Source organism: Variovorax sp. W2I14 (genome assembly GCF_050435205.1).
In the GTDB taxonomy this organism is placed as follows: domain Bacteria; phylum Pseudomonadota; class Gammaproteobacteria; order Burkholderiales; family Burkholderiaceae_C; genus Variovorax; species Variovorax paradoxus_C.
Genome location: NZ_JBNDJX010000001.1, coordinates 2,620,330 through 2,639,322, shown reverse-complemented (window position 1 = coordinate 2,639,322; position 18,993 = coordinate 2,620,330). Strand labels below are relative to the sequence as shown.

Genomic DNA, 18,993 nt, shown 5'->3' with positions numbered 1-18,993 from the left:
TATCGGAAGGGCGCGCGTCAGTTCTTCTTGGCTTCCTCGTCCATCGAGAACGGAAATCGCGCGGCCCAGAACTCGGCCAGCCTTGGGTCGGCATCCACGCGCCGCACCACGCGCGCCATGCGCGGCGCCACGCGGTAGAAGCGCCGGCGCTGCGGCGTCCAGCGCGACAGCACCGTCACGTACAAATCAAGCATGCTGATCTTTTCGCCGAGCAGGTAGGGCGCCGGCTCGTCGATCTGCGTGTCCATCAGCTGCCAGCATTGCGCGATGCGCTCGGCCGTGCGCTCGAGCATCACGGCCTGCGCCGCAGGGTCGGGCGTGAGGCGCGTGGGCTCGTCGCGCACCCAGAAGAGCGAATAGATGGCCGCGGGCAGATAGACCATCCAGCGCAGGTAGCGCGCGCGCAGCGGATCGCCGGGCGCGGGGCAGAGCCCGGCTTCGGGATAGCGGTCGCCGAGCCAGAGGAGGATGGCCGCGCTCTCGGTCATCACTTCGCCCGAGGGCAGCACCAGCGCGGGCACTTGCCGCATCGGGTTGATCTTGGACACGCGCTCGCGCTCGGCATCGCTCTCCCAGGTGGCGACGTCGACGGTCTCGACCTGTGCGCCGATCAGCGTCAGCGCCGCATGGACCGGCGTGGCGCCCGAGCCGGGCGCGCCGTAGAGGATGTAGCGGTCTTCGGAGGCAGGTGAAGAAGAAGCCATCCGCACAGATTACTGCGGACGGCCCCCGGTTGTCACGCGGCCAGCGCCGCGTCCACCTTCTTCAGGGCCTCGAGCGTCTTGAAGCAGGCCTCGGCCACTTCGGTGCCCTTGATCGCGAAATGGCGATGGAAGTACTTGCGGTGCTCCACATGCTCGTGGAAATGGTGCGGCGTGAGCACGGCCGAGAAGATCGGCACATCGGTCTCGAGCTGGAGCGACATCAGCGTGCTCACCACCGTGTTCGCGACGAACTCGTGACGGTAGATGCCGCCATCGACCACCAGCGCGCAGCCGATGATGGCCGCGTACTTGCCCGAGTTCGCGAGGCGCTTGGCATGCAGCGGAATCTCGAAGGCGCCGGGCACATCGAAGATGTCGATGAGCTCGCGTGCCACGCCCAGGCGCGCCATCTCTTCGAGAAAAGCGTCGCGTGCCTGGTGGACGATGTCGGAATGCCACTGCGCTTCGACGAATGCGATGCGCTCGCCGCGCGACGAATTCGAAGCGGTGATGGCGGAGAGGGGAAGGTCGTTGATCTGACTCATGGTGTGCCTCTGAAAAGCAGGTTTCCTGAATCAGGGCGCACGAAACCGCAAAGCCCGCCGCGCGCTCGTGCATGGCAGAGCGCGCGGGCGTGCCCGCATTTCGCGCTCTCTTTCATCCGGACTGTGACCGTCGGCTTCGGAATCGCACCGAAATCTGCTGACCCCTCGGCCTGCTTGCACAGGCCTCGGGCGCTCGCGGGCTTGTGCAACCTTTCGGTCGCCATCACCGCCGGTGGGGAATTGCACCCCGCCCTGAGAACGCTTGCCGCGCGGCGAACCGGGCGACGGGCGCGATTCTAGAAGCCCGCTGCGGCGAAGGGTTGTCGCCCGCGCGCCAGACCTTCCGCTGCGCGGGGGCTTGCGTCAGAAGCGGTACGTCGCGTTCGCCGTCACGGTACGGCGCTGGCCGTAGAAGCAGTCGCCGCGCGCCAGGCACGTGGTGATCTGCACCTTGTCCGCGAGGTTGGCCACGTTGAGCGACAGGCGCAGCGGTCCGTTGTCCCAGGCCAGCATCGCATCGACCAAGGTGGCTGAAGGCGTGCGGATGCCGTCCATGCCATCCCACGATTCGCCCAGGTAGCGGATGCCGCCGCCGACCGTGAAGCCCGGCACGCCGCCGATGGAGAAGCGCCGTGTCACCCAGGCCGAGGCCGTGTGCTTCGGCACGCCAGAGATGCGCTTGCCGAGGTCGGAGCCGTTGCTGCGCGAGACCCGCGCGTCGGTGTACGCGTACGAGGCGATCCAGTCCCAATCGCGCGCGATGCTGCCCTTGTATTCGAGCTCCAGCCCCTTCACGTGCACTTCGCCCAGTTGCACGCTGTTGAGCGGATTGACCGGATCGGTGGTCTTGCGGTTGGTGTCGCGCAGGTCGTACACCGCCGCCATGAACGATGTGCGCTGGCCCACGGGCTCCCACTTCACGCCGGCTTCCCACTGCTTGCCGCGCTGCGGCTTGAAGGGCGTGTTGTTCAGGTCGACGCCGCCCAGCGGCAGGAACGACTCGGCATAGCTCAGGTAGGGCGCCCATCCGCCGTCGGCCAGGTAGACGAGGCCGGCGCGCTTGGTGTTGGCCTTGTCGTCGGCGGCCGCGGCCGGGCGGCCTTCGGTGTCGGTGGTCGCCTTGTCGTGGCGCAGGCCCAGCAGGCCGACCCAGCGGCCGTACTTGACCTGGTCCTGCACGTAGATGCCGGCCTGCTTTTGCAGCACGCCCGGCTGGCGCGCGATGACGGTGGGCGGCGTGTAGTTGCCGTACACCGGCGCGTAGACGTCCAGCGCGCCCGCGGTGCCGTTTCCCCTGGCCTGGGTTGTTTCGTTGCGCTGGAAGTCGGCACCGATCAGCACGGTGTGCTCGAACTCGCCGGTCTTGAACTTCGCCTCGGCCTGGTTGTCGAGCAGCACCATCCGGGCGGTGTTGATCATGGCGCTGAGGTCGCGTTCGATGGTGCGCGCATCCGCGTTGAACACCGGGCGCGCCGGTCGGCCCGTGCGGCGGTTCGCGGCGAAGCTGGTGTACGAGGTGTCGTAGAAGACCTTGCTCTCGGTCGAGCGCAGGTTCTGCCGCACCGTCCAGGTGTCGTTGAAGCGGTGGCTGAACAGGTAGCCCAGCGAGGTCTGCTGCGTGTCGAAGCGGTCGAAGCCGGGCTCGCCCGTGAAGGTCGAGGTCGGAATGCGGCCGTAGCGCGAGGGGTACAGCGTGCCCTGCCACGGGAAGAAGCCGATCAGCGAGCCGCTCTTGTCCTTTTGCGACAGCAGTTGCAGCGTGAGCGAGGTGTCCGCACTCGGGCGCCAGGTCAGCGAGGGCGCGATCAGTTGACGGTCATCGCGCACATGGTCGACCTGCGTGCCGCTGTCGCGGTTGACGGTCACGAGGCGGTACATCCATTTGCTTTCGGGGTCGAACGAGCCGGTGAAATCGGCCGCGATCTGCTTGCGGTTGAAACTGCCGTATTGCAGTTGCACCTCACGTTGCGTCTCGGCCTGCGGGCGCTTGGAGACGAGGTTGAGCACCCCGCCCACGCCGCCCTGTCCATAGAGCACCGACGACGGGCCGCGCAGCAACTCGACGCGCTCGAGCGTGTACGGGTCGGGCTTGGTGGTGTTGTAGAAGCCGTAGCTGCGCTGCAGGCCGTCGAGGTACTGCACCGCATCGCCGCCGCGCACCTTGAACGAGTCGCCACGGCTGTCGAAGTAGCTCGACACCACACCGGCCGTGTAGTTGGTGGTTTCGCGCAGCGTGAGCGCGCCCTGCGCCTCGATCTGGTCGCGCGTGATGACCGAGATGGCCTGCGGCGTCTCGATCAGCGGCGTGTCGGTCTTGGTGGCGGTGGCGCCGCGTTTGGCGACGAAGCCGGTCACCGGGCCGGTCGCGCTTTCCTCGGCGTCGCTGGTGACGGTCACGGTGGGCAGGGCCTTGCCGCGCTCCGCGGCTTCGTCCTTTTCCTCCGCATAGGCGGGGGCGGTCGCACCCAATGCCACGGCGGCAGCGGCGATGGCGATGCGGCGGTGCGCGTGGCGCGGTTTCTGGCGATTCTTCGAAAGGGTCATGTGCAGCTTCTCCGGTGTCCTGCTGTCAAGCGATGGGGAGTGGCTGCGGCACGCGGCGGGCGTGCCATGGCTTCTCAGGTCAGGTGTGTGTGGAATACGAACGCAACCGGCCGTGCGCCCATGGCAGGCGACCGGCTGGTGTTGTGTGTGTTCTGGCGTCGTAGGGGTGGCAACCGGCGGTTCCGACGGCGTGGCGTCGGTCCGGGGCGGTTGCCGTCTCCGTTCCTTCGGAGACAGCTGGCAGGCCCTTGTCGGGCGGCTGGCTGAGGAGCGAAATTATAGAAGCGGCTTTTGGGGAAAGCCGACGCGGATCATCGGCCCGAGAGGAAGAGCGTCATGCGGTGCAGCTCATCGTCGAGCGCCGCGCGAAACGCCGCATCGCGCGGCTTCTTGTCGGCGTAGCCGAAGGCGGGTTGCAGCCGGCCTTCGGGTGCTGTCACGTTGGCCCAGCCGATCACCTGGTCATGCCACAGCATCGGCAGCGCGTAGTAGCCGAACTGGCGCTTCGGCGCGGGCGTGTAGGCCTCGAACTTGTACGTCCAGCCCCACAGCAGTTCGAAGCGGCGGCGGTCCCACACGACCGGATCGAAGGGTGCCAGCAGGCGCACCGCTTCGTCGGGCGCATGGCGCTTCGAGGCCGGGTTCTCGTCGGCGGGCCAGTACCAGGTGGTGCCGTCGATGCGGCAACTCGCGAGCTCTTCGCGTGCCAGGCGCAACGCTGCCTGCGTCTGCGGCGCGAGATGCGGCGCGCCGTAGCCGAGCAGGCGCACGAGGTAGGTGAGGCTCGCAGCGGGCAGCGGCGCGTACTTGCGCACGATCAGTTCGATGAGCGCGGCGGCGCGTTGCGCGCGGCCGGCGGGGCTGTCGTCGGCGGGCATGTGCGTCACGGCTTCATAGACGCGTGTGCCGCTGTCGCGCCGAACCACGCGCAGCATGCCGCGGTAGTGCATGCCGTCGAGCAGGTGCGTGGTCGCGTTGCTCGAACCGCCCCAGTAGTTCTTGACGCGGCCGTGCGCGAAGTGCTGCTCGACCTGGCGCGGATGCACCGGGCCGTGCTCGCGCACATAGGCCAACACGTCGGCGGCCTTGCGCTGCATGTCGGCGTCCCAGGCTTGCTTGGCTTCGCGCGGATGCATCAGCGCCAGGTGCTCGCGCGGCAGGAAACCGTAGTTGACGAGGCAGTCTTCCTCGATTGCGAGGCGCGTGTAGCGGCTTTCGAGATCGCCCGCGCGGTAGTCCTTCACGCGGTGGCGCAAGGTCAGGTCTTGCGCACGCGCCGGGGCGCGGATCGGATCGGCCTGCACGAAGCCGAGTTGGCGGATCGCGCTCGGCAACGTGGTCGGTTTGAAGAGGGTGCGCGCGACGGCGTAGCGCCGTAGGTCGTCGAGGGTCGGGTCAGCCATGAAGCGAATTGCAGCACAGGCGGCTGCTTTTCGCTTCGGCACAAAGCGTCAGACCGCGCTGCGATGTCGCTCGATGCAAACGTCGAGCGTCTCGGCCCCGGGCCGCTGCCACCAGTCGAGGTTCGAGAAGATCTCGACTTCGCTGAAGCCCGCGAAGCCCGCCTCTTCGACCCAGCCGCGGATCTTCTTGAGCTCGACCACGCCATCGCCCATCATCCCGCGGTCCGAGAGCAGGTCGCGTGTGGGCGTGAGCCAGTCGCAGACGTGGTACGCCAACAGGCGTTCGCGGCCGGCACGGGCGATCTGCTGCTGCAGCTTCGGGTCCCACCAGACGTGATAGATGTCCAGCGCCACGCCCAGCATGCCACTCTTGCCCGCGTCGAGTTCGTCGCAGAGGTCGAGCGCGTGTTCGAGCGTGTTGATGCAGGCGCGGTCGGCTGCTTGCATGGGGTGCAAGGGCTCGATGGCGAGCGGCATGCCGACTTCACGGGCGTACTCCAGCGACGCGGCGATGCCGTCGCGTACCTCGTTGCGTGCGCGCGCGATGTCCTTGTAGGCCGCCTTGCCGTCGAGCGCGCCGGGGAGAGCGCCGACGACCAGCACGAGGCAGGGCGCGTCGAGCGTCTTCGCCTCGTCGATGGCGCGGCGGTTGTCCTCGAGCGCGGCCTTCAGGCCCGCCGCATCGGGCGCTGGGAAGAAGCCGCCGCGGCAGTAGCCCGAGAGGCCGATGCCATGCGCCTTCAACTGCTTCGCCACCTTGTCGAGACCTACGGCCGCGACCTGGTCGCGCCAGGGGCTGATCGCGCGGATGCCGCGCTCGGCGCACTGGTCGATGATGCGGTCCAGCGGCACCTCGGCGCCCGATTGCTTCCGGACGGTCGCGGTGTTGATTGAAAGCCAGTCGTGGTTCTGCGAGAAATCGCGCATAGGCCGCTTCAACCTTCCACGCCGTGTAGTGCAAGCAGCGTCTTCATGCGGCGGGCCGCCAACTCCGGCTGCTCCAGCAGGTTGGCCGCATCGGCCAGGCGGAACAGTTCGGCGAAGTGCTGCAGCGAGCGCGTGCTTTGCTGGCCGCCCACCATCGTGAAGTGCTTCTGATGGCCGTTGAGCCAGGCCATGAACACCACGCCGGTCTTGTAGAAGCGCGTGGGCGCCGCGAAGATGTGGCGCGACAGCGGCACCGTGGGGCCGAGGATCGCGTGGAATTTCTCGGTGTTGCCTTGAGCCAGTGCGCCCAGTGCAGCGCTCGCAGCCGGCGCGATGGCGTCGAAGATGCCGAGCAGCGCATCGCTCTTGCCGTGCGTCGGCTCGTCGCCGAAGCCGTCGCCGGCGATCAGCTCGGCGTAGTTGAAGTCGTCGCCCGTGTACATGCGCACGCCCTTGGGCAGGCGGCGGCGCATCGCGATTTCCTTGTCCTTGTCGAGCAGCGAGATCTTGATGCCATCGACCTTCTCCGGATGCGCCGCGATGATGCCCACGGCGGTGTCCATCGCCGCATCGACGTCCTTCGTGCCCCAGTAGCCCGCGAGCGCCGGGTCGAACATGTCGCCCAGCCAATGCAGCACCACCGGTTGCTTCGCCTGGCTCAGGATGCGGTCGTACACACGTTCGTAGTCGGCGGGGCTCTTCGCGACGCGGGCGAGCGCGCGGCTGGCCATCACGATCAGCTTGCCGCCGAGCGCCTCGATGGCGGCCATCTGCTCCTCGTAGCCGCGGATCACGTCGTCGACGCTCTTCACATCATCGATGTTCAGGTGATCGGTGCCGCAGCCCGAGGCGACGAGCGCGCCCGGCACGTCTTTCGCCGCATCGAGCGAGCGGCGGATGAGTTCGAGCGACGTGGGCCAATCGAGGCCCATGCCGCGCTGCGCGGTGTCCATCGCCTCGGCCACGCCGAGGCCCAGCGAGAACAAGTGGCGGCGGTAGGCGATGGTGGTGTCCCAATCGACCGCCGCTTGCAGCCAAGGGTCGACGGCCGCGAGCGGGTCGGCCACGACGTGCGCGGCCGAATAGGCGATGCGGTTGAACTTGACGCCCGCATCGGGCTTGACGGACGCGGTGCCGCGAAGGGCGTAGGGCGCGAGCGCGCCGCTCGCGGTGGGAAGGGTCAGCGAGAGGGTCATGGCAGCTTCTTCCTCAGACCTTCAGCGCGGGCACGTCGACCCAGCGGCGGTCCTTCCACGATTCGAGCGCGGCCTCGACCAACTGCACGCCCTTGGCGCCTTCGGGCAGCGTCCACTTGTAGGGCTCGTTCTCGACCACATGGCGAATGAAATGCTCCCACTGGATCTTGAAGCCGTTGTCGTAGACCTGCGAATCGGGAATCTCCTGCCACTGGTCGAAGAAATTCATCATCTGCTTCTCGTCGGGGTTCCACACAGGGCGCGGCGTGGCGACGCGCGACTGCGCGCGGCAGCTCGACAGACCGGCCACGGCAGAACCGTCGGTGCCGTCGACGTGGAAGGTCACGAGGTCGTCGCGACGCACGCGCGTGACCCAGCTCATGTTGATCTGCGCGATCACCGGCTCGCCGTTGTGGCCGGTGAGTTCGCAGGTGGCGTAGGCCGCGTCGTCGGCGGTGGCTTCGTACGGCTTGCCGGTTTCGTCCCAGCGCTTGGGGATGTGCGTCGCGCCGATGCACGAGACTGATTTCACCTCGCCGAACAGGTTGTCCAGCACGTAGCGCCAGTGGCACATCATGTCCAGGATCATGCCGCCGCCGTCTTCTTTGCGGTAGTTCCAGCTCGGGCGCTGGATGGGCTGCAGGTCGCCTTCGAACACCCAGTAGCCGAACTCCAGGCGCACGCTGAGCATGCGGCCGAAGAAGCCCGCGCGGCGCAGCATGTCGAGCTTGCGCAGGCCCGGCAGGAACAGCTTGTCCTGCACCGCGCCGTGCTTCAGGCCCGAGCCTTCGGCGAGGCGCGCGATTTCCACGGCTTCGTTCAGGTTGGTTGCGATCGGCTTCTCGCAGTAAACGTGCTTGCCGGCGCGGATCGCCTTGGCCAGCAGCGTGGGGCGCATCTGCGTGGTGCCGGCGTCGAAGAAGATGGTGTCGTCCTTGTTCTCCAACGCCTTGTCGAGGTCGGTGCCCCAGCGCGCGATGTTGTGGGCCTTGGCGAGCGCTTCCATCTTCTCGGCATTGCGGCCGATGAGGATCGGATCGGGCATGACCTTGTCGCCATTCGACAGCGTGACGCCGCCTTGCGCGCGGATCGCGCAGATCGAGCGGATCAGGTGCTGGTTCATGCCCATGCGGCCGGTGACGCCGTGCATGATGATTCCTAGACGTTGGGTGGCCATCGTTTTCTTCCTTGGGATGCGAGAGGGGTGCTTCAGTAGACGGAACGCATGGCGTCCCACGAGATGCCGGCGCCGGGCTTGCCGGTGGCAAAACCGGGCGCGGTGGCGAGCGAGGACAGGTCAAGCTGTCCGCCGCGGAGGGCGAGGCGCGTGGCGCCGTCGCTGGTTTTGTAGAGGCCGGGGTGCAGCTTCAGCAGGGCTTGCTGCTCCGCCTCGGGCACGGCCGCGAGGCCGTTGACGTAGTGATGGCCGTTGCGCTCGACGTGCGAAAGGCCGAGCCAGCCGACCAGCGCGAGGTCTTGCTGCACGCCGACGCCGGCCTGCATGGTGAGGTCTTCGCCGGAGAGGAAATAGCGCGGCTTGTCTTCGGTTGCGTTCCAGTGCGCGCAGCGTGCCGCGTTGACGACCGACTTGTAGAAGCCCTTGCAGCTCTTGCTCGAGACACCGGTGTAGCCGAGCGCGCGAGCCTGCACGAAGGCGTCGAGCGTGGCGTCGGATTCGTCGATGAGCAGCGGGATGCGCTTGCCCAGCGCCGACACACTGCGCTCCAGCGCGGCATCGCGGCGGATCGGCTGCTCGACGAAGACGGTCTTCTGCGCGAGGTTCCACAGCACGGGCGTCGAGAGCATGCGGTCGAGAAAGACAGCGAAGTCGTCGGCATCGGCGTACTGCTCGTTGCCGTCGAGCGTCACGAGCTGCGCGTGGCCGTCGATCACGCGGGCGATGCGCTGGAGTCGGTCGATGTCCTGCGCGGTGTTGCCGCAGAGCTTGAGCTTGAAATGCGTTAGGCCGTAGCGCTTCGCCGCAGCGGCGAGCGTGGTCGGCAGGCCGTCGACGGGCGCATCGGGGAGGGCGTCGCTGTCGTCGATGGCATCGGCCAGGCCGACGGTGTGGCGTGCCGCGATGCTTGCGCGCGGCGAATGGCTGGCCAGGAAGGCCGGCATGTCGAAGCCCGCGAGATCATCGGCGAGCCCGCTGCCCGCGATGTCGATGCCGCAGAGGTTGGCGCTCATCGCCGCAGCGAAGCTCGTGCCGGTGTGCAGGCACAGCGCGTCCATCACCGCACGGTCGATCAGCGCGGGGCCGTAGCTGGCCACGAGTGCCTGCAGGCCCTTGGCTTTTGCGCGGGCCTGCAGTCCAGCGTAGTTCGAGGCGAAGTGCGTCCACGCAGTCTGCGCGTCGTCTTCTCCGACGTAGGCATCACGTGCATCGCGCAGCGCAAAGCGCAGCTGCTCGAAGTTCTGTTCGTTGTTGAGGGCCGGGTTCTTGTCGAACCACTTGGGCACCATCATCTCGGCCGCGCAGCCTTCTGCCGTGCCACCGTTCTCGAAGCGGATGCGCGTCCGCACATACACCTGCGGGCAGGCGGTAACGGTGGCGGCACCGAAGCGGAACGGCAGCCGGAGCGCCACGTCGCGCTCGGCGAAGCGGATCTCTTCGATGTGGAAACGGGGCGCGTCCATGGCTCGCGTTCAGTGGTCCAGGATGCCCTGCGAGAAGAAATGCGCGCGCACCAGCTTCGTGTACTGGCCGAACTCGGGCGAAGCCATCATGTCCAGCGTGCGCGGGCGCGGCAGGTCGATGTCGTACACGGCCGCGATCGAGCCGGGGCGCTCGCTCATCACGATCACGCGGTCGGACAGGAAGATCGCCTCGGGAATGCTGTGGGTGATGAGCATCACAGTCTTCTTCGAAGCCATCCAGATGCGCTGCAGTTCGAGGTTCATCTTCTCGCGCGTCATCGCGTCGAGCGCACCGAAGGGCTCATCCATCAACAGCACCGACGGGTCGTGCAGCAGCGCGCGGCAGATCGAGGCGCGTTGCTGCATGCCGCCCGAAAGCTGCCACGGGTACTTGCCCTCGAAGCCCTTGAGGCCGGCCATTTCCATCAGCGCGCGCGCGCGGGCCTGCGAGGCGGCCTTGGGCAGGTGGCGCATTTCGGCCTGCAGCAGGATGTTGTCTTCCACGCTGCGCCAGGGCAGCAGCACCGCGCTCTGGAACACGATGCCCACGTCCTTCTGTGGCCCCTTGATCGGCTTGCCGGCCAGCGTGAGCTCGCCCCCGCTGATCGGCAGCAGGCCCGCCACCATCTTGAGCAGCGTGCTCTTGCCGCAACCCGAAGGGCCGACGACGGAGACGAACTCGCCTTCCTCGATGGCGAAGTCCAAGGGCTTGAGCGATTCGACCGGGCCGTCCTTGCTTTGATAGGTCTTCGAGACGCCTCGCGCTTCGATCAGATTGACTTGGGACATGGCGTAGGTGAGAGGTGACAGCAGCAGGTGAGCGAGCGCGCAGAGGGGATCAGTTCGGCAGGAAATCGAGCGTCACGTAGTCTTCAGGCTTGCCGCGCGTGGACGGGTCCATGCCGCCGTACTGCACCAGCAGGTCGAGCGAGTCGTTCACGTTCTTCATCGCCACGCGAAACGGCCGCTGGTTGGCCGTGTCCTTCGTGTGATAGAGCGCCACGCTCTGCTTCATGCCGACGATCAGCGTGTCGCGCACGCCGGCCTTCGGGTTGGCCTTGAGCATTGCGTCGACCGCGGACTCGGGGCTCTTCTCGGCGGCTTCAGCGGCCTTGGTCGAGGCGCGCATGAAGCGCTTCACCAGGTCGGGGTTCTCGGTCAGCAGGTTCTTGTTGGTGATGATCCCGGAGCTGATCTGGTTCACGCCCGAGTCGGCAAAGCGGATCGGCGTCACGGGCTTGCCGGTGGCGTCCTGCAGCTTGATCGCCTGGTCCATCACGTAGCCGAGCAGGAGGTCGGCCTGGCCGTTGGTCACCGCATTGAGCTTGGTCTGGCCGTCGCCCGAGACGATCTTCACCTGGTCGGCCTTGATGTCGTTCACCTTGAGGAAGAGCGGCCACATCTGCGACATCGAATCGCCGGGCGTCACCGCCACGGTCTTGCCGATGATGTCCTTGGGGGTCTTGATGTTCTTCTCGCTGAAGCCCATGACCGACATCGGGCTCACCTGGAACAGCACGCCGGTCGACTTGAGCGGCGCGCCCTTCGCGGCGGCCTTGATCATGGTCGTGACGTCGATGTAGCCGAAGGTCGCCGACTTGGCGGCCACCGCCTGCGCGGTGACGGCGGAGCCGCGGCCTTCCTGGATGTCGAGGTCGATGCCTTCCTCGGCATAGAAGCCTTTTTCCTTGCCGAGGAAGAAGGGCGCGTGCTCGCTGTAGAGATACCAGTTGAGCATCAGCGTGACCTTGTCCTTCGGCTTCTCGGCCTGCGCATGGGCGGGTGCGATGGCGAAGGTGGCAAGGGCCGTCACGGCAACGGCGAGCATCGAGGGAAGCAGTTTCTTCATGGCGTTGTCTCCGGGAGTTTTATGGGTATGGCGAAGGAACTCAGTTCGCGTGGCGCTGCGAGGCGTGCCACGGGATCATCAAGCGCTCGACCAAATCGACCGCGACGAAAAGGACCACGCCGATGCTCGACAAGACCACCAGCGCGGCGAACATCAATGGCAGGTCGAAGTTGCCGTTCGCCACTTGAAGCACATAGCCGATGCCCGAGTTCGAGCCGACGAATTCGCCGACCACCGCGCCCACGACGGCCAGCGTGACCGACACCTTCAGGCCGCTGAAGATTGCGGGCAGCGCCTGCGGCAGGCTGATCTTGAAGAAGGTCTGCAGGCGGCTCGCGCCCATCGAGCGGGCGAGGTCGAGCATGTCGGGCTCGACCGACTTGAAGCCCATCACCGTGGACACCACCACCGGGAAGAAGCCCAGCAGAAAGGCGCTGATCACCTTGGGCAGGATGCCGAAGCCGAACCACACCACGAAGAGCGGCGCAATCGCCACCTTGGGAATGCTCTGCGAGAACACCAGCAGCGGATACACGTACGACTCGACCAGCCGCGAGTAGGCGATGACCATCGCGATCGGAATGCCGATCACGATCGTGAGGCCGAAGCCGCCGAGCGTGGCGAGCGTGGTCTTCCAGCTTTCGCTGAGCAGGCGCGGCCATTCGGCGACGAGTTGCTTGACCACCTCCCACGGCGGAGGAATCAGGTAGGCCGGGATCTTGAAGAGCCGGATCGCGAGGTCCCACAGCACCAGCAGCAACAGGATCAGCACGAACGGCCGCAGGGCCGGGGAGAGCAGGAGCTTGCGGAGCATGGAGGCGACTCGGATCTTTCTCGGCGCGGGCGGGCTTTTTTTACTGCTGGACCTGCAGGCCCGCGGCCTTCACGAGCTGCGCATTGCTCGCGATCTCTTCCTTGATGTAGGCGTCGAACTGCTCGGGCTTGAGCGTCCAGGCGTCGGCGCCGAGCTTGAGGAAACGCTCCTTCACTTCAGGCGTGGCGAGGGCCTTGGCCACTTCGTCGTGCAGGCGGTTGACGATGTCGCGCGGCGTCTTGGCGGGGGCCATCATCCCGATCCAGAAGTTGAACTCGGAGCCGGGCACGCCGGCCTCGGTGGTGGTGGGCACGTCGGGGAGAGCCGCCGCGCGCTTGGGCGAACCGACGGCGAGTGCGAGCAGTTGGCCTTCCTTGATCTGGCCGATCACCGGGGCGATGGGCGAGAAGTAGTAGTCGACGCGGCCCGAGAGCACTTCGGTCACGGCCTCGCCCGATCCCTTGAAGGGGATGTTGGTCGCATCGATCTTCGCGGCCATCTTGAATTTCTCGGCGTTCAGGTGTGTGGCGCTGCCCTGGCCGGCCGAGGCGAAGTTCATGCTGCCGGGCTTGGCGCGTGCCGCGGCCAGGAGCTGCGGCAGCGTCTTGATGTTCTTCGAGGGCGAGATGACCAGCGCGTTGGGCAGCGACGAGATCGGCGTGACGCCGGCGAAGTCGCCCACCGTGTCGAACGGCAGCTTGGCGAAGGTCGACGGGCTCACCGTGTGCGACGACGAATGGATCATGACCGTGTAGCCGTCCGGCGCAGCCGTGGCCACCGCCTGCTGGCCGATGGTGCCGCTCGCGCCGCCGCGGTTATCGATGACCAGCGTCTGGCCCATGCTCTGGCTCATCTTGTCGGCGATGGCGCGGGCAATGATGTCGGTGGTGCTGCCGGCCGCGAAGGGAACGATCACGCGAATCGGTTTGGTCGGGTAGCCGTTCTGTGCGGATGCAACGCCTGGCATCAGTGCGGCCAGGCCGGTGAGCGCAGCGAATGCGGTGAGGGTGGCGGTGGTGCGTGCGAGTCGCTTCATGGTTCTTTGTCTCCGCGCGGTCGGGCCGCTGTCTTGAATCGGTTCAATTCACCAATAAGTGAATTAGAGATTTTAGGAACGGCTGCGCCGCAGCGTCAACCGACGCGGCCTAGTGAATACCCGGAGGAGGTTTTGAAGCGTCCGCGCTCAGCGCAGGACGTAGCCCAGAACCAGGTCGGTCATGTGCGAGAGGCGTTGCGCCATCGCCTTGGGCGCACGCAGGTCACGGCCGAAGATGGCCGAGAGCGTGTGGTTGTTCGAGAGGTAGAAGTAGCAGAGAGACGCGATCGAGATGTAGAGCTGCACCGGGTCCACGCCCGCGTGGAACAGGTTCTCGCGGCGGCCGCGCTCGAGCACCGTGTCGAGCAGTTGCACCAGCGGAGAGTTCATTTCCTGGATGCGCTCGGAGCGCTTCAGGTGCGCGGCGCGGTGCAGGTTCTCGCTGTTGAGCAGCGTGATGAACTCGGGATGTTCGAGGTAGTAGTGCCAGGTGAAAGAGACGAGCTGGCGGATCGCCTCGACCGGCTCGATCTCGTCCAGGTGCAGCCGCTGCTCGGCTTCGCGGATGTCGGCATAGGTGCGCTCGAGCACCGCGAGGAACAGGTCGTCCTTGCTGCCGAAGTAGTAGTAGATGAGGCGCTTGTTCAGGCCCGCGCGCGTCGCGATGCTGTCCATGCGCGCGCCGGCGAGACCCAGTTGCGAGAACTCCTCGCGGGCCGCGGCCAGGATGGCGAGCTGCGAGCGGTCGGCATCGCGCGAGCGCGGCTCGAGTGTCTCGATCGGGGAATCCTTCGGTGCCTTCATGGCGCGAATTTAACCATTTGGGGAATTAACGCAAGGCGTGAGAAGCAGACGCACATAATTGCCGGAGACATTGCAGCTGAGGTTCGACTTCTCATGAGTACATCACAACCCGCAGGCCACCTGATCGTCGAGTGCCTGATCGCGCAAGGCATGGAGATCGCATTCGGCGTGCCGGGGGAAAGCTTCCTCGCCGTGCTCGACGGCTTTCATGCGTATGGCGACCGCGCGCGCTTCATCGTGAACCGGCAGGAGGGCGGCGCGGCCTTCATGGCGGAGGCGCACGGCAAGCTCACCGGGCGGCCGGGCGTGTGCTTCGTCACCCGCGGGCCGGGCGCCACCAACGCATCGATCGGCGTGCACAACGCGTTCCAGGACTCGACGCCGATGGTGCTGTTCGTGGGCGACGTCGGCAGCGACTTCCGCGACCGCGAGGCTTTCCAGGAAGTGGACTACGGCAGCTTCTTCGGGCCGAGCACGAAGGGATTCGCCAAGCGGGTGGAGCGCATCGACGATGCGGATCGCATTCCGGAGTACGTGGCGCGCGCCTTCGCCACGGCCATGAACGGGCGGCCGGGGCCGGTCGTGCTGGTGCTGCCCGAGGACATGCTGCGCTCGGAGACTTCAGCGCGGCCATTGCCGCGCGTGGAGGCGGTGCAGCCGTGGAGCGATCCGGGTGCGCTGCGGACCTTGCGCCAATTGCTGTTGAAGTCCGAGCGGCCGCTCGTGATCGCCGGCGGCGGTGGCTGGACGACGCAGGCCGCGCAGGCGCTGCAACGCTTTGCCGAGAACTGGCGCCTGCCGGTGGCGAACGCCTTCCGCTACCAGGACACTTTCGACAACCACCATCCGCTGTACGCGGGCGATGTCGGCATCGCGATCAACCCGAAGCTCGCGCAGCGCGTGAAGGATGCGGACCTGATCCTCGCGATCGGGCCGCGCCTGGGGGAGATGACGACGGGCGGCTACACGCTGCTCGAGGCACCGAAGGCGAAGCAGGTGCTGGTGCACATCCATGCAAGCGCCGAGGAGCTGAACCGCGTCTACCAGGCCGATCTGGCGATCAACGCCGGCATGAGCGCCGCGGCGCGCAGCCTCGAGGTGCTGAGCGCGCCGCCGACCTTGCCGTGGGAGGAATGGACCGAACAGGCGCATGCGGACTACGAAGCCAACCTCGTGCCCCAGGCGCTTGCCGGCATGCCAGCCGAGACGCCGCGCGGCCCGGTCGACATGGCCGCGGTCGTCGCGTTGCTGCAGAAGCACCTGCCGCCGGATGCGGCCATCACCAACGGTGCCGGCAATTTCGCGAGCTGGGTGCACCGGTACTTCCGCTATCACGGGCTCGCCAAGGGCCACAAGACGCAGCTGGCGCCGACCAGTGGCGCGATGGGGTACGGCGTGCCGGCCGGCATCGCCGCGAACCTCGCGACGGGGCGCGTGGCCTTCACGATCGCGGGCGACGGCGATTTCCTGATGACGGGGCAGGAGTTGGCAACGGCCGCGCAGCACGGCGGCAAGAGCATCGTCGTGCTGCTCAACAACGGCATGTTCGGCACGATCCGAATGCACCAGGAGCGCGAGTACCCGGAGCGCACCAGCGGCACCGCGCTGCGCAACCCTGACTTCTGTGGTCTCGCCCGCGCCTACGGCTATGCGGCCGAGCGCGTGACGGAGACCGCGCAGTTCGAAGCCGCGCTGCTGCGCGGGCTGGCGGCCGACACGGGCACGCTGATCGAGATTCCGCTGGACCCCGAGGTGATCACCACGCGCGGGACGCTGGGCTCGATCAGGCGCGCGGCGCAGCAGCAGGCGCCGAACTGATGAGCGCCGCGCGATGACGGGCCACCTCGTCGCGCAGCGCGGGCGAGCGCAGTTCGAACACGTCGAACAGGCCGAGCGCTTCGAGCGCGGGCAGCAGCGCGATCAGGTCCCGCTCGGCGGCTTGCTTTGCTTCGGCGATTGCGTTGGGGTCCTGCAGCAACTGCGCGTTGATGAGGAAGGCACCGACGGATCCTTTGCGCAACTGGAGTCCGTTCCTGACGACGAAATCCTGACCGTCGGGCAGTACGTCTTGGGCTTGCATGTGTGTTCCTTTGAAGGCGTTGTAAAGACGAGTTCGATGCTAGGCAGCGGCGCGCTTTGCGCCTTGCGGCGCGAGGCCAATCGATACCTCCGGCGGGCCAGGCATGGCGGCTGAGGCGCCCGTCAGGCTCTGGATCAACGCGTACGAGGCGCCGCGCGTGACGGGCTTTCACGCGCACGAGACCGGCCAATTGTTCGCCTTGCGCGAGGGGCTGCAGGTCATCGAGACGCCCTCCGGACGCTGGGTGCAGCCGCCGGGATGGATCGGCTGGATTGCGCCGCGCTGCGCGCATGCGGCGCAGAGCTTCGGCGCGACGGCGGGCTGGAGCCTGCACATCGATGCGGCAATGGCAGTAGGCCTGCCCGACGGGCCGCATGTGTTTGCGACGGCGCCGTTGATGCAGGCGCTGATCGACCGGCTGACGGCGCTCGATGGTGCATCGTCGGCGGTTATCGAAGAGCGTCGTGTGCGGCTTGTCGGTGTGCTGCTCGATGAACTCGCCGAGAGTGCAAAGCCGTCGCTGCATCTGCCGATGCCGCAGGACAAACGCCTGGCCGCGATGGCCGCTGCGCTGGCGAACGATCCCGCGATGCCCGACACCATCGACCAGTGGGCCGATCGCATCGGCATGGCGCGCCGCACGCTCACGCGTCGCTTCGCGGTCGAGACCGGATTGAGCTTCGCGCAGTGGCGGCAGCAATCGCGCTTGCTGAAGGCCGTCGAACTGCTGAGCCTTGGCGAGTCCGTCACGGCTGTCGCGTTGACGGTGGGCTACAGCTCGGTGAGCGCGTTCATCGAGACCTTCCGCAAGAACTTCGGCTGCACGCCGGCGCGCTTCTTCGAGGAGGGAATGGCCTTGTCGCAGGCAAAAAAAAGCCGGCATGAGCCGGCTTTTTGATTCAGGAGCGCAAGGCCCCTGAGCGCTTACTTGACGTGCTTGCCGATCAGGGCAGCCAGTTCGAACATCGACACTTGCGACTTGCCGAAGATTTCCTTCAGCTTGGCGTCGGCGTTGATGTTGCGCTTGTTGGCCTTGTCTTGAAGGTTGTTCTTCTTGATGTAGTCCCACAGCTTGCTCACGACAGCGGTGCGCGGCAGAGGCGTCGAGCCGACCACGGCAGCGAGTGCCGGGCTGGGGGTCAGTGCCTTCATGAACGCAGCGTTGGGCGTGCGCTTCTTGGCGGGAGCTGCCTTCTTTGCAGGAGCTGCCTTCTTCGCCGGTGCGGCCTTCTTCGCAGGAGCAGCAGCCTTCTTTGCGGGAGCTGCCTTCTTCGCCGGTGCAGCCTTCTTCGCAGGAGCCGCAGCCTTCTTGGCGGGAGCGGCCTTCTTTGCCGGAGCTTTCTTGGCCGGAGCCTTCTTTGCAGTTGCCATGGTTGATTTCCTTTTTTGGTTGAACATTCACCAATGAAAAACTTGCGTCTCCAGTGGCAATGCGGATGCTAAAGGAGAAAAAACGCGTTTCCAAGGGAAAAAACGGTTTTTTCATTGGGAGTTGTTGTTTTTTCAGAGGAGAGAAGCCTCGCTTTTCACCTTCGACGCCCAGGCCAGGTCGCGAGCACCACGCCTGCGAGTGCAAGCGCGAATGCGATCAGCTGCGGCCCGGAGAGGTTTTCGCCGAGCACGAGCACGCCCACGAGGGCCGCACTGACGGGCAGCAGCACTGCGAAAACTCCGGCCTGTGCAGCGGGAACATGGCGCAGGCCCGTCATCCAGAGCCACACCGTCCAGATGCTCGCGGCGAGCGCGTAGGCCACGAGCAGCACCCACATGCCGCCGTGCACCGCGCGGAAATCGAACGACAGCGCGAACCAGATGCCCAGGGGCGTCGAGAGCACGAAGCCCCAGAGGTTGATGAGCGACGCTATTCGCTTGGGTCCGACCCGTCCGGTGAGCGACTTGCCGATCACCACATACGCGGCCTCGCAGAGCACCGCGCAGAACACCAGCAGGTTGCCGAGCCATGGCATCGACGACTTGGCTGCATCGGGCGAAGCTGGCGCATGCGCGGGGCTGAGCGCCAGCAGGCCGATGCCGAATGCAGCGCACGCGATGGCCAAACCGATGCGCACCGTGATGCGCTCGCGCAGAAAGAGCCAGCTCGCCAACGCAACCATCGCGGGGATCGAAGCCATGATCACGCCAGCCGAGACCGCGCTCGTCATGCTCACGCCGAACAGCATGCAGATCGAGAACAGGAAGTTGCCGAGAAATGATTCGAGGAAGACGAGTCCGCGGGTACGCGCTGTCATCGGAGCTTCGTCCGCGCCGCGCTTGAGCCAGTGGGGCATCGCCAGCGCGGCGATGCCGAAGCGCAGCCATGCAAGCAGCAACACCGGAAAGGCGGCAACGAGAGGCTTGGAGAGGGCAACGTAGGCGCCAACGAGCGACATGCTCAGGGCGAGGCAGCCGTAGGCCACGAGACGGCCGGAAGCAGGGGCAGCGGAGTTCAAT

Annotated in this window: 18 protein-coding genes and 1 riboswitch; of the genes, 2 read left to right on the top strand and 16 right to left on the bottom strand. The window is 66.4% G+C overall.

The genetic code is table 11. The features are described 5' to 3' along the window. Positions 1–17 precede the first annotated feature (17 nt). From QF040_RS12230 to QF040_RS12170, 13 genes are all read right to left on the bottom strand, one after another. Positions 18–704, bottom strand: a complete 687-nt coding sequence (locus QF040_RS12230; RefSeq protein WP_429611254.1) for a glutathione S-transferase family protein — start codon at positions 702–704, stop codon at positions 18–20. Between the two features lie 32 nt (positions 705–736). Further along, a complete protein-coding gene (locus QF040_RS12225; RefSeq protein ID WP_176656500.1) occupies positions 737–1,249 on the bottom strand; it encodes a 6,7-dimethyl-8-ribityllumazine synthase in 513 nt (170 codons plus the stop codon). 100 nt (positions 1,250–1,349) lie between these two features. Next, a riboswitch (FMN riboswitch) is annotated at positions 1,350–1,513 on the bottom strand. Positions 1,514–1,612: 99 nt separating this feature from the next. Continuing rightward, entirely contained in the window at positions 1,613–3,793 is a 2,181-nt protein-coding gene (locus QF040_RS12220; RefSeq protein ID WP_429611253.1) for a TonB-dependent siderophore receptor, read from the bottom strand. A gap of 311 nt (positions 3,794–4,104) precedes the next feature. Beyond that, positions 4,105–5,196 (bottom strand): DNA glycosylase AlkZ-like family protein, encoded by a 1,092-nt coding sequence (locus QF040_RS12215; protein ID WP_429611252.1) that lies wholly within the window; start codon positions 5,194–5,196, stop codon positions 4,105–4,107. Positions 5,197–5,244: 48 nt separating this feature from the next. Continuing rightward, positions 5,245–6,123 carry a sugar phosphate isomerase/epimerase family protein gene (locus tag QF040_RS12210; RefSeq protein ID WP_429611251.1) on the bottom strand — a complete coding sequence of 293 codons (879 nt, stop codon included), beginning with the start codon at positions 6,121–6,123 and terminating at the stop codon, positions 5,245–5,247. 8 nt (positions 6,124–6,131) lie between these two features. After that, on the bottom strand, positions 6,132–7,319 hold the full coding sequence (locus tag QF040_RS12205; protein ID WP_429611250.1) for a dihydrodipicolinate synthase family protein: 1,188 nt from the start codon (positions 7,317–7,319) through the stop codon (positions 6,132–6,134). Positions 7,320–7,332: 13 nt separating this feature from the next. Next, a complete protein-coding gene (locus QF040_RS12200) occupies positions 7,333–8,496 on the bottom strand; it encodes a Gfo/Idh/MocA family protein (RefSeq protein ID WP_429611249.1) in 1,164 nt (387 codons plus the stop codon). A 32-nt stretch (positions 8,497–8,528) separates the two neighbouring features. Beyond that, positions 8,529–9,959, bottom strand: coding sequence for an enolase C-terminal domain-like protein (locus QF040_RS12195; protein WP_429611248.1), 1,431 nt, complete (start codon positions 9,957–9,959; stop codon positions 8,529–8,531). Positions 9,960–9,968: 9 nt separating this feature from the next. After that, complete coding sequence (locus QF040_RS12190; RefSeq protein WP_429611247.1) at positions 9,969–10,748, bottom strand: ABC transporter ATP-binding protein; 780 nt, start codon at positions 10,746–10,748, stop codon at positions 9,969–9,971. Between the two features lie 49 nt (positions 10,749–10,797). Beyond that, positions 10,798–11,808, bottom strand: a complete 1,011-nt coding sequence (locus QF040_RS12185) for an ABC transporter substrate-binding protein (protein ID WP_429611246.1) — start codon at positions 11,806–11,808, stop codon at positions 10,798–10,800. Positions 11,809–11,848: 40 nt separating this feature from the next. Beyond that, positions 11,849–12,622: an ABC transporter permease gene (locus QF040_RS12180; protein ID WP_429611245.1), complete on the bottom strand. Its 774-nt coding sequence runs from the start codon at positions 12,620–12,622 to the stop codon at positions 11,849–11,851. A gap of 40 nt (positions 12,623–12,662) precedes the next feature. Continuing rightward, the gene (locus QF040_RS12175; RefSeq protein ID WP_429611244.1) at positions 12,663–13,658 is read right to left on the bottom strand and encodes a tripartite tricarboxylate transporter substrate binding protein; all 996 of its coding nucleotides are present in this window, start codon (positions 13,656–13,658) and stop codon (positions 12,663–12,665) included. Between the two features lie 147 nt (positions 13,659–13,805). Continuing rightward, positions 13,806–14,462: a TetR/AcrR family transcriptional regulator gene (locus QF040_RS12170; protein ID WP_013542345.1), complete on the bottom strand. Its 657-nt coding sequence runs from the start codon at positions 14,460–14,462 to the stop codon at positions 13,806–13,808. 93 nt (positions 14,463–14,555) lie between these two features. On the opposite strand from QF040_RS12170, the gene QF040_RS12165 reads away from it, so the two are divergent. After that, a complete protein-coding gene (locus QF040_RS12165; RefSeq protein WP_429611243.1) occupies positions 14,556–16,280 on the top strand; it encodes a thiamine pyrophosphate-binding protein in 1,725 nt (574 codons plus the stop codon). Here QF040_RS12165 and QF040_RS12160 read toward each other — a convergent pair. Beyond that, positions 16,246–16,542, bottom strand: a complete 297-nt coding sequence (locus QF040_RS12160) for a hypothetical protein (RefSeq protein WP_429611242.1) — start codon at positions 16,540–16,542, stop codon at positions 16,246–16,248. The two genes, QF040_RS12165 and QF040_RS12160, sit on opposite strands and share 35 nt — an antisense overlap. A 103-nt stretch (positions 16,543–16,645) precedes the next feature. Between QF040_RS12160 and QF040_RS12155 the strand changes: the two genes are divergently transcribed. Continuing rightward, on the top strand, positions 16,646–17,440 hold the full coding sequence (locus QF040_RS12155) for an AraC family transcriptional regulator (RefSeq protein ID WP_429611241.1): 795 nt from the start codon (positions 16,646–16,648) through the stop codon (positions 17,438–17,440). A gap of 26 nt (positions 17,441–17,466) precedes the next feature. Here QF040_RS12155 and QF040_RS12150 read toward each other — a convergent pair whose 3' ends face one another. Further along, positions 17,467–17,913, bottom strand: coding sequence for an SWIB/MDM2 domain-containing protein (locus QF040_RS12150; protein ID WP_013542341.1), 447 nt, complete (start codon positions 17,911–17,913; stop codon positions 17,467–17,469). Positions 17,914–18,068: 155 nt separating this feature from the next. Further along, on the bottom strand, positions 18,069–18,992 hold the full coding sequence (locus QF040_RS12145; RefSeq protein ID WP_429611240.1) for a DMT family transporter: 924 nt from the start codon (positions 18,990–18,992) through the stop codon (positions 18,069–18,071). Between the last annotated feature and the right edge of the window lies 1 nt (position 18,993).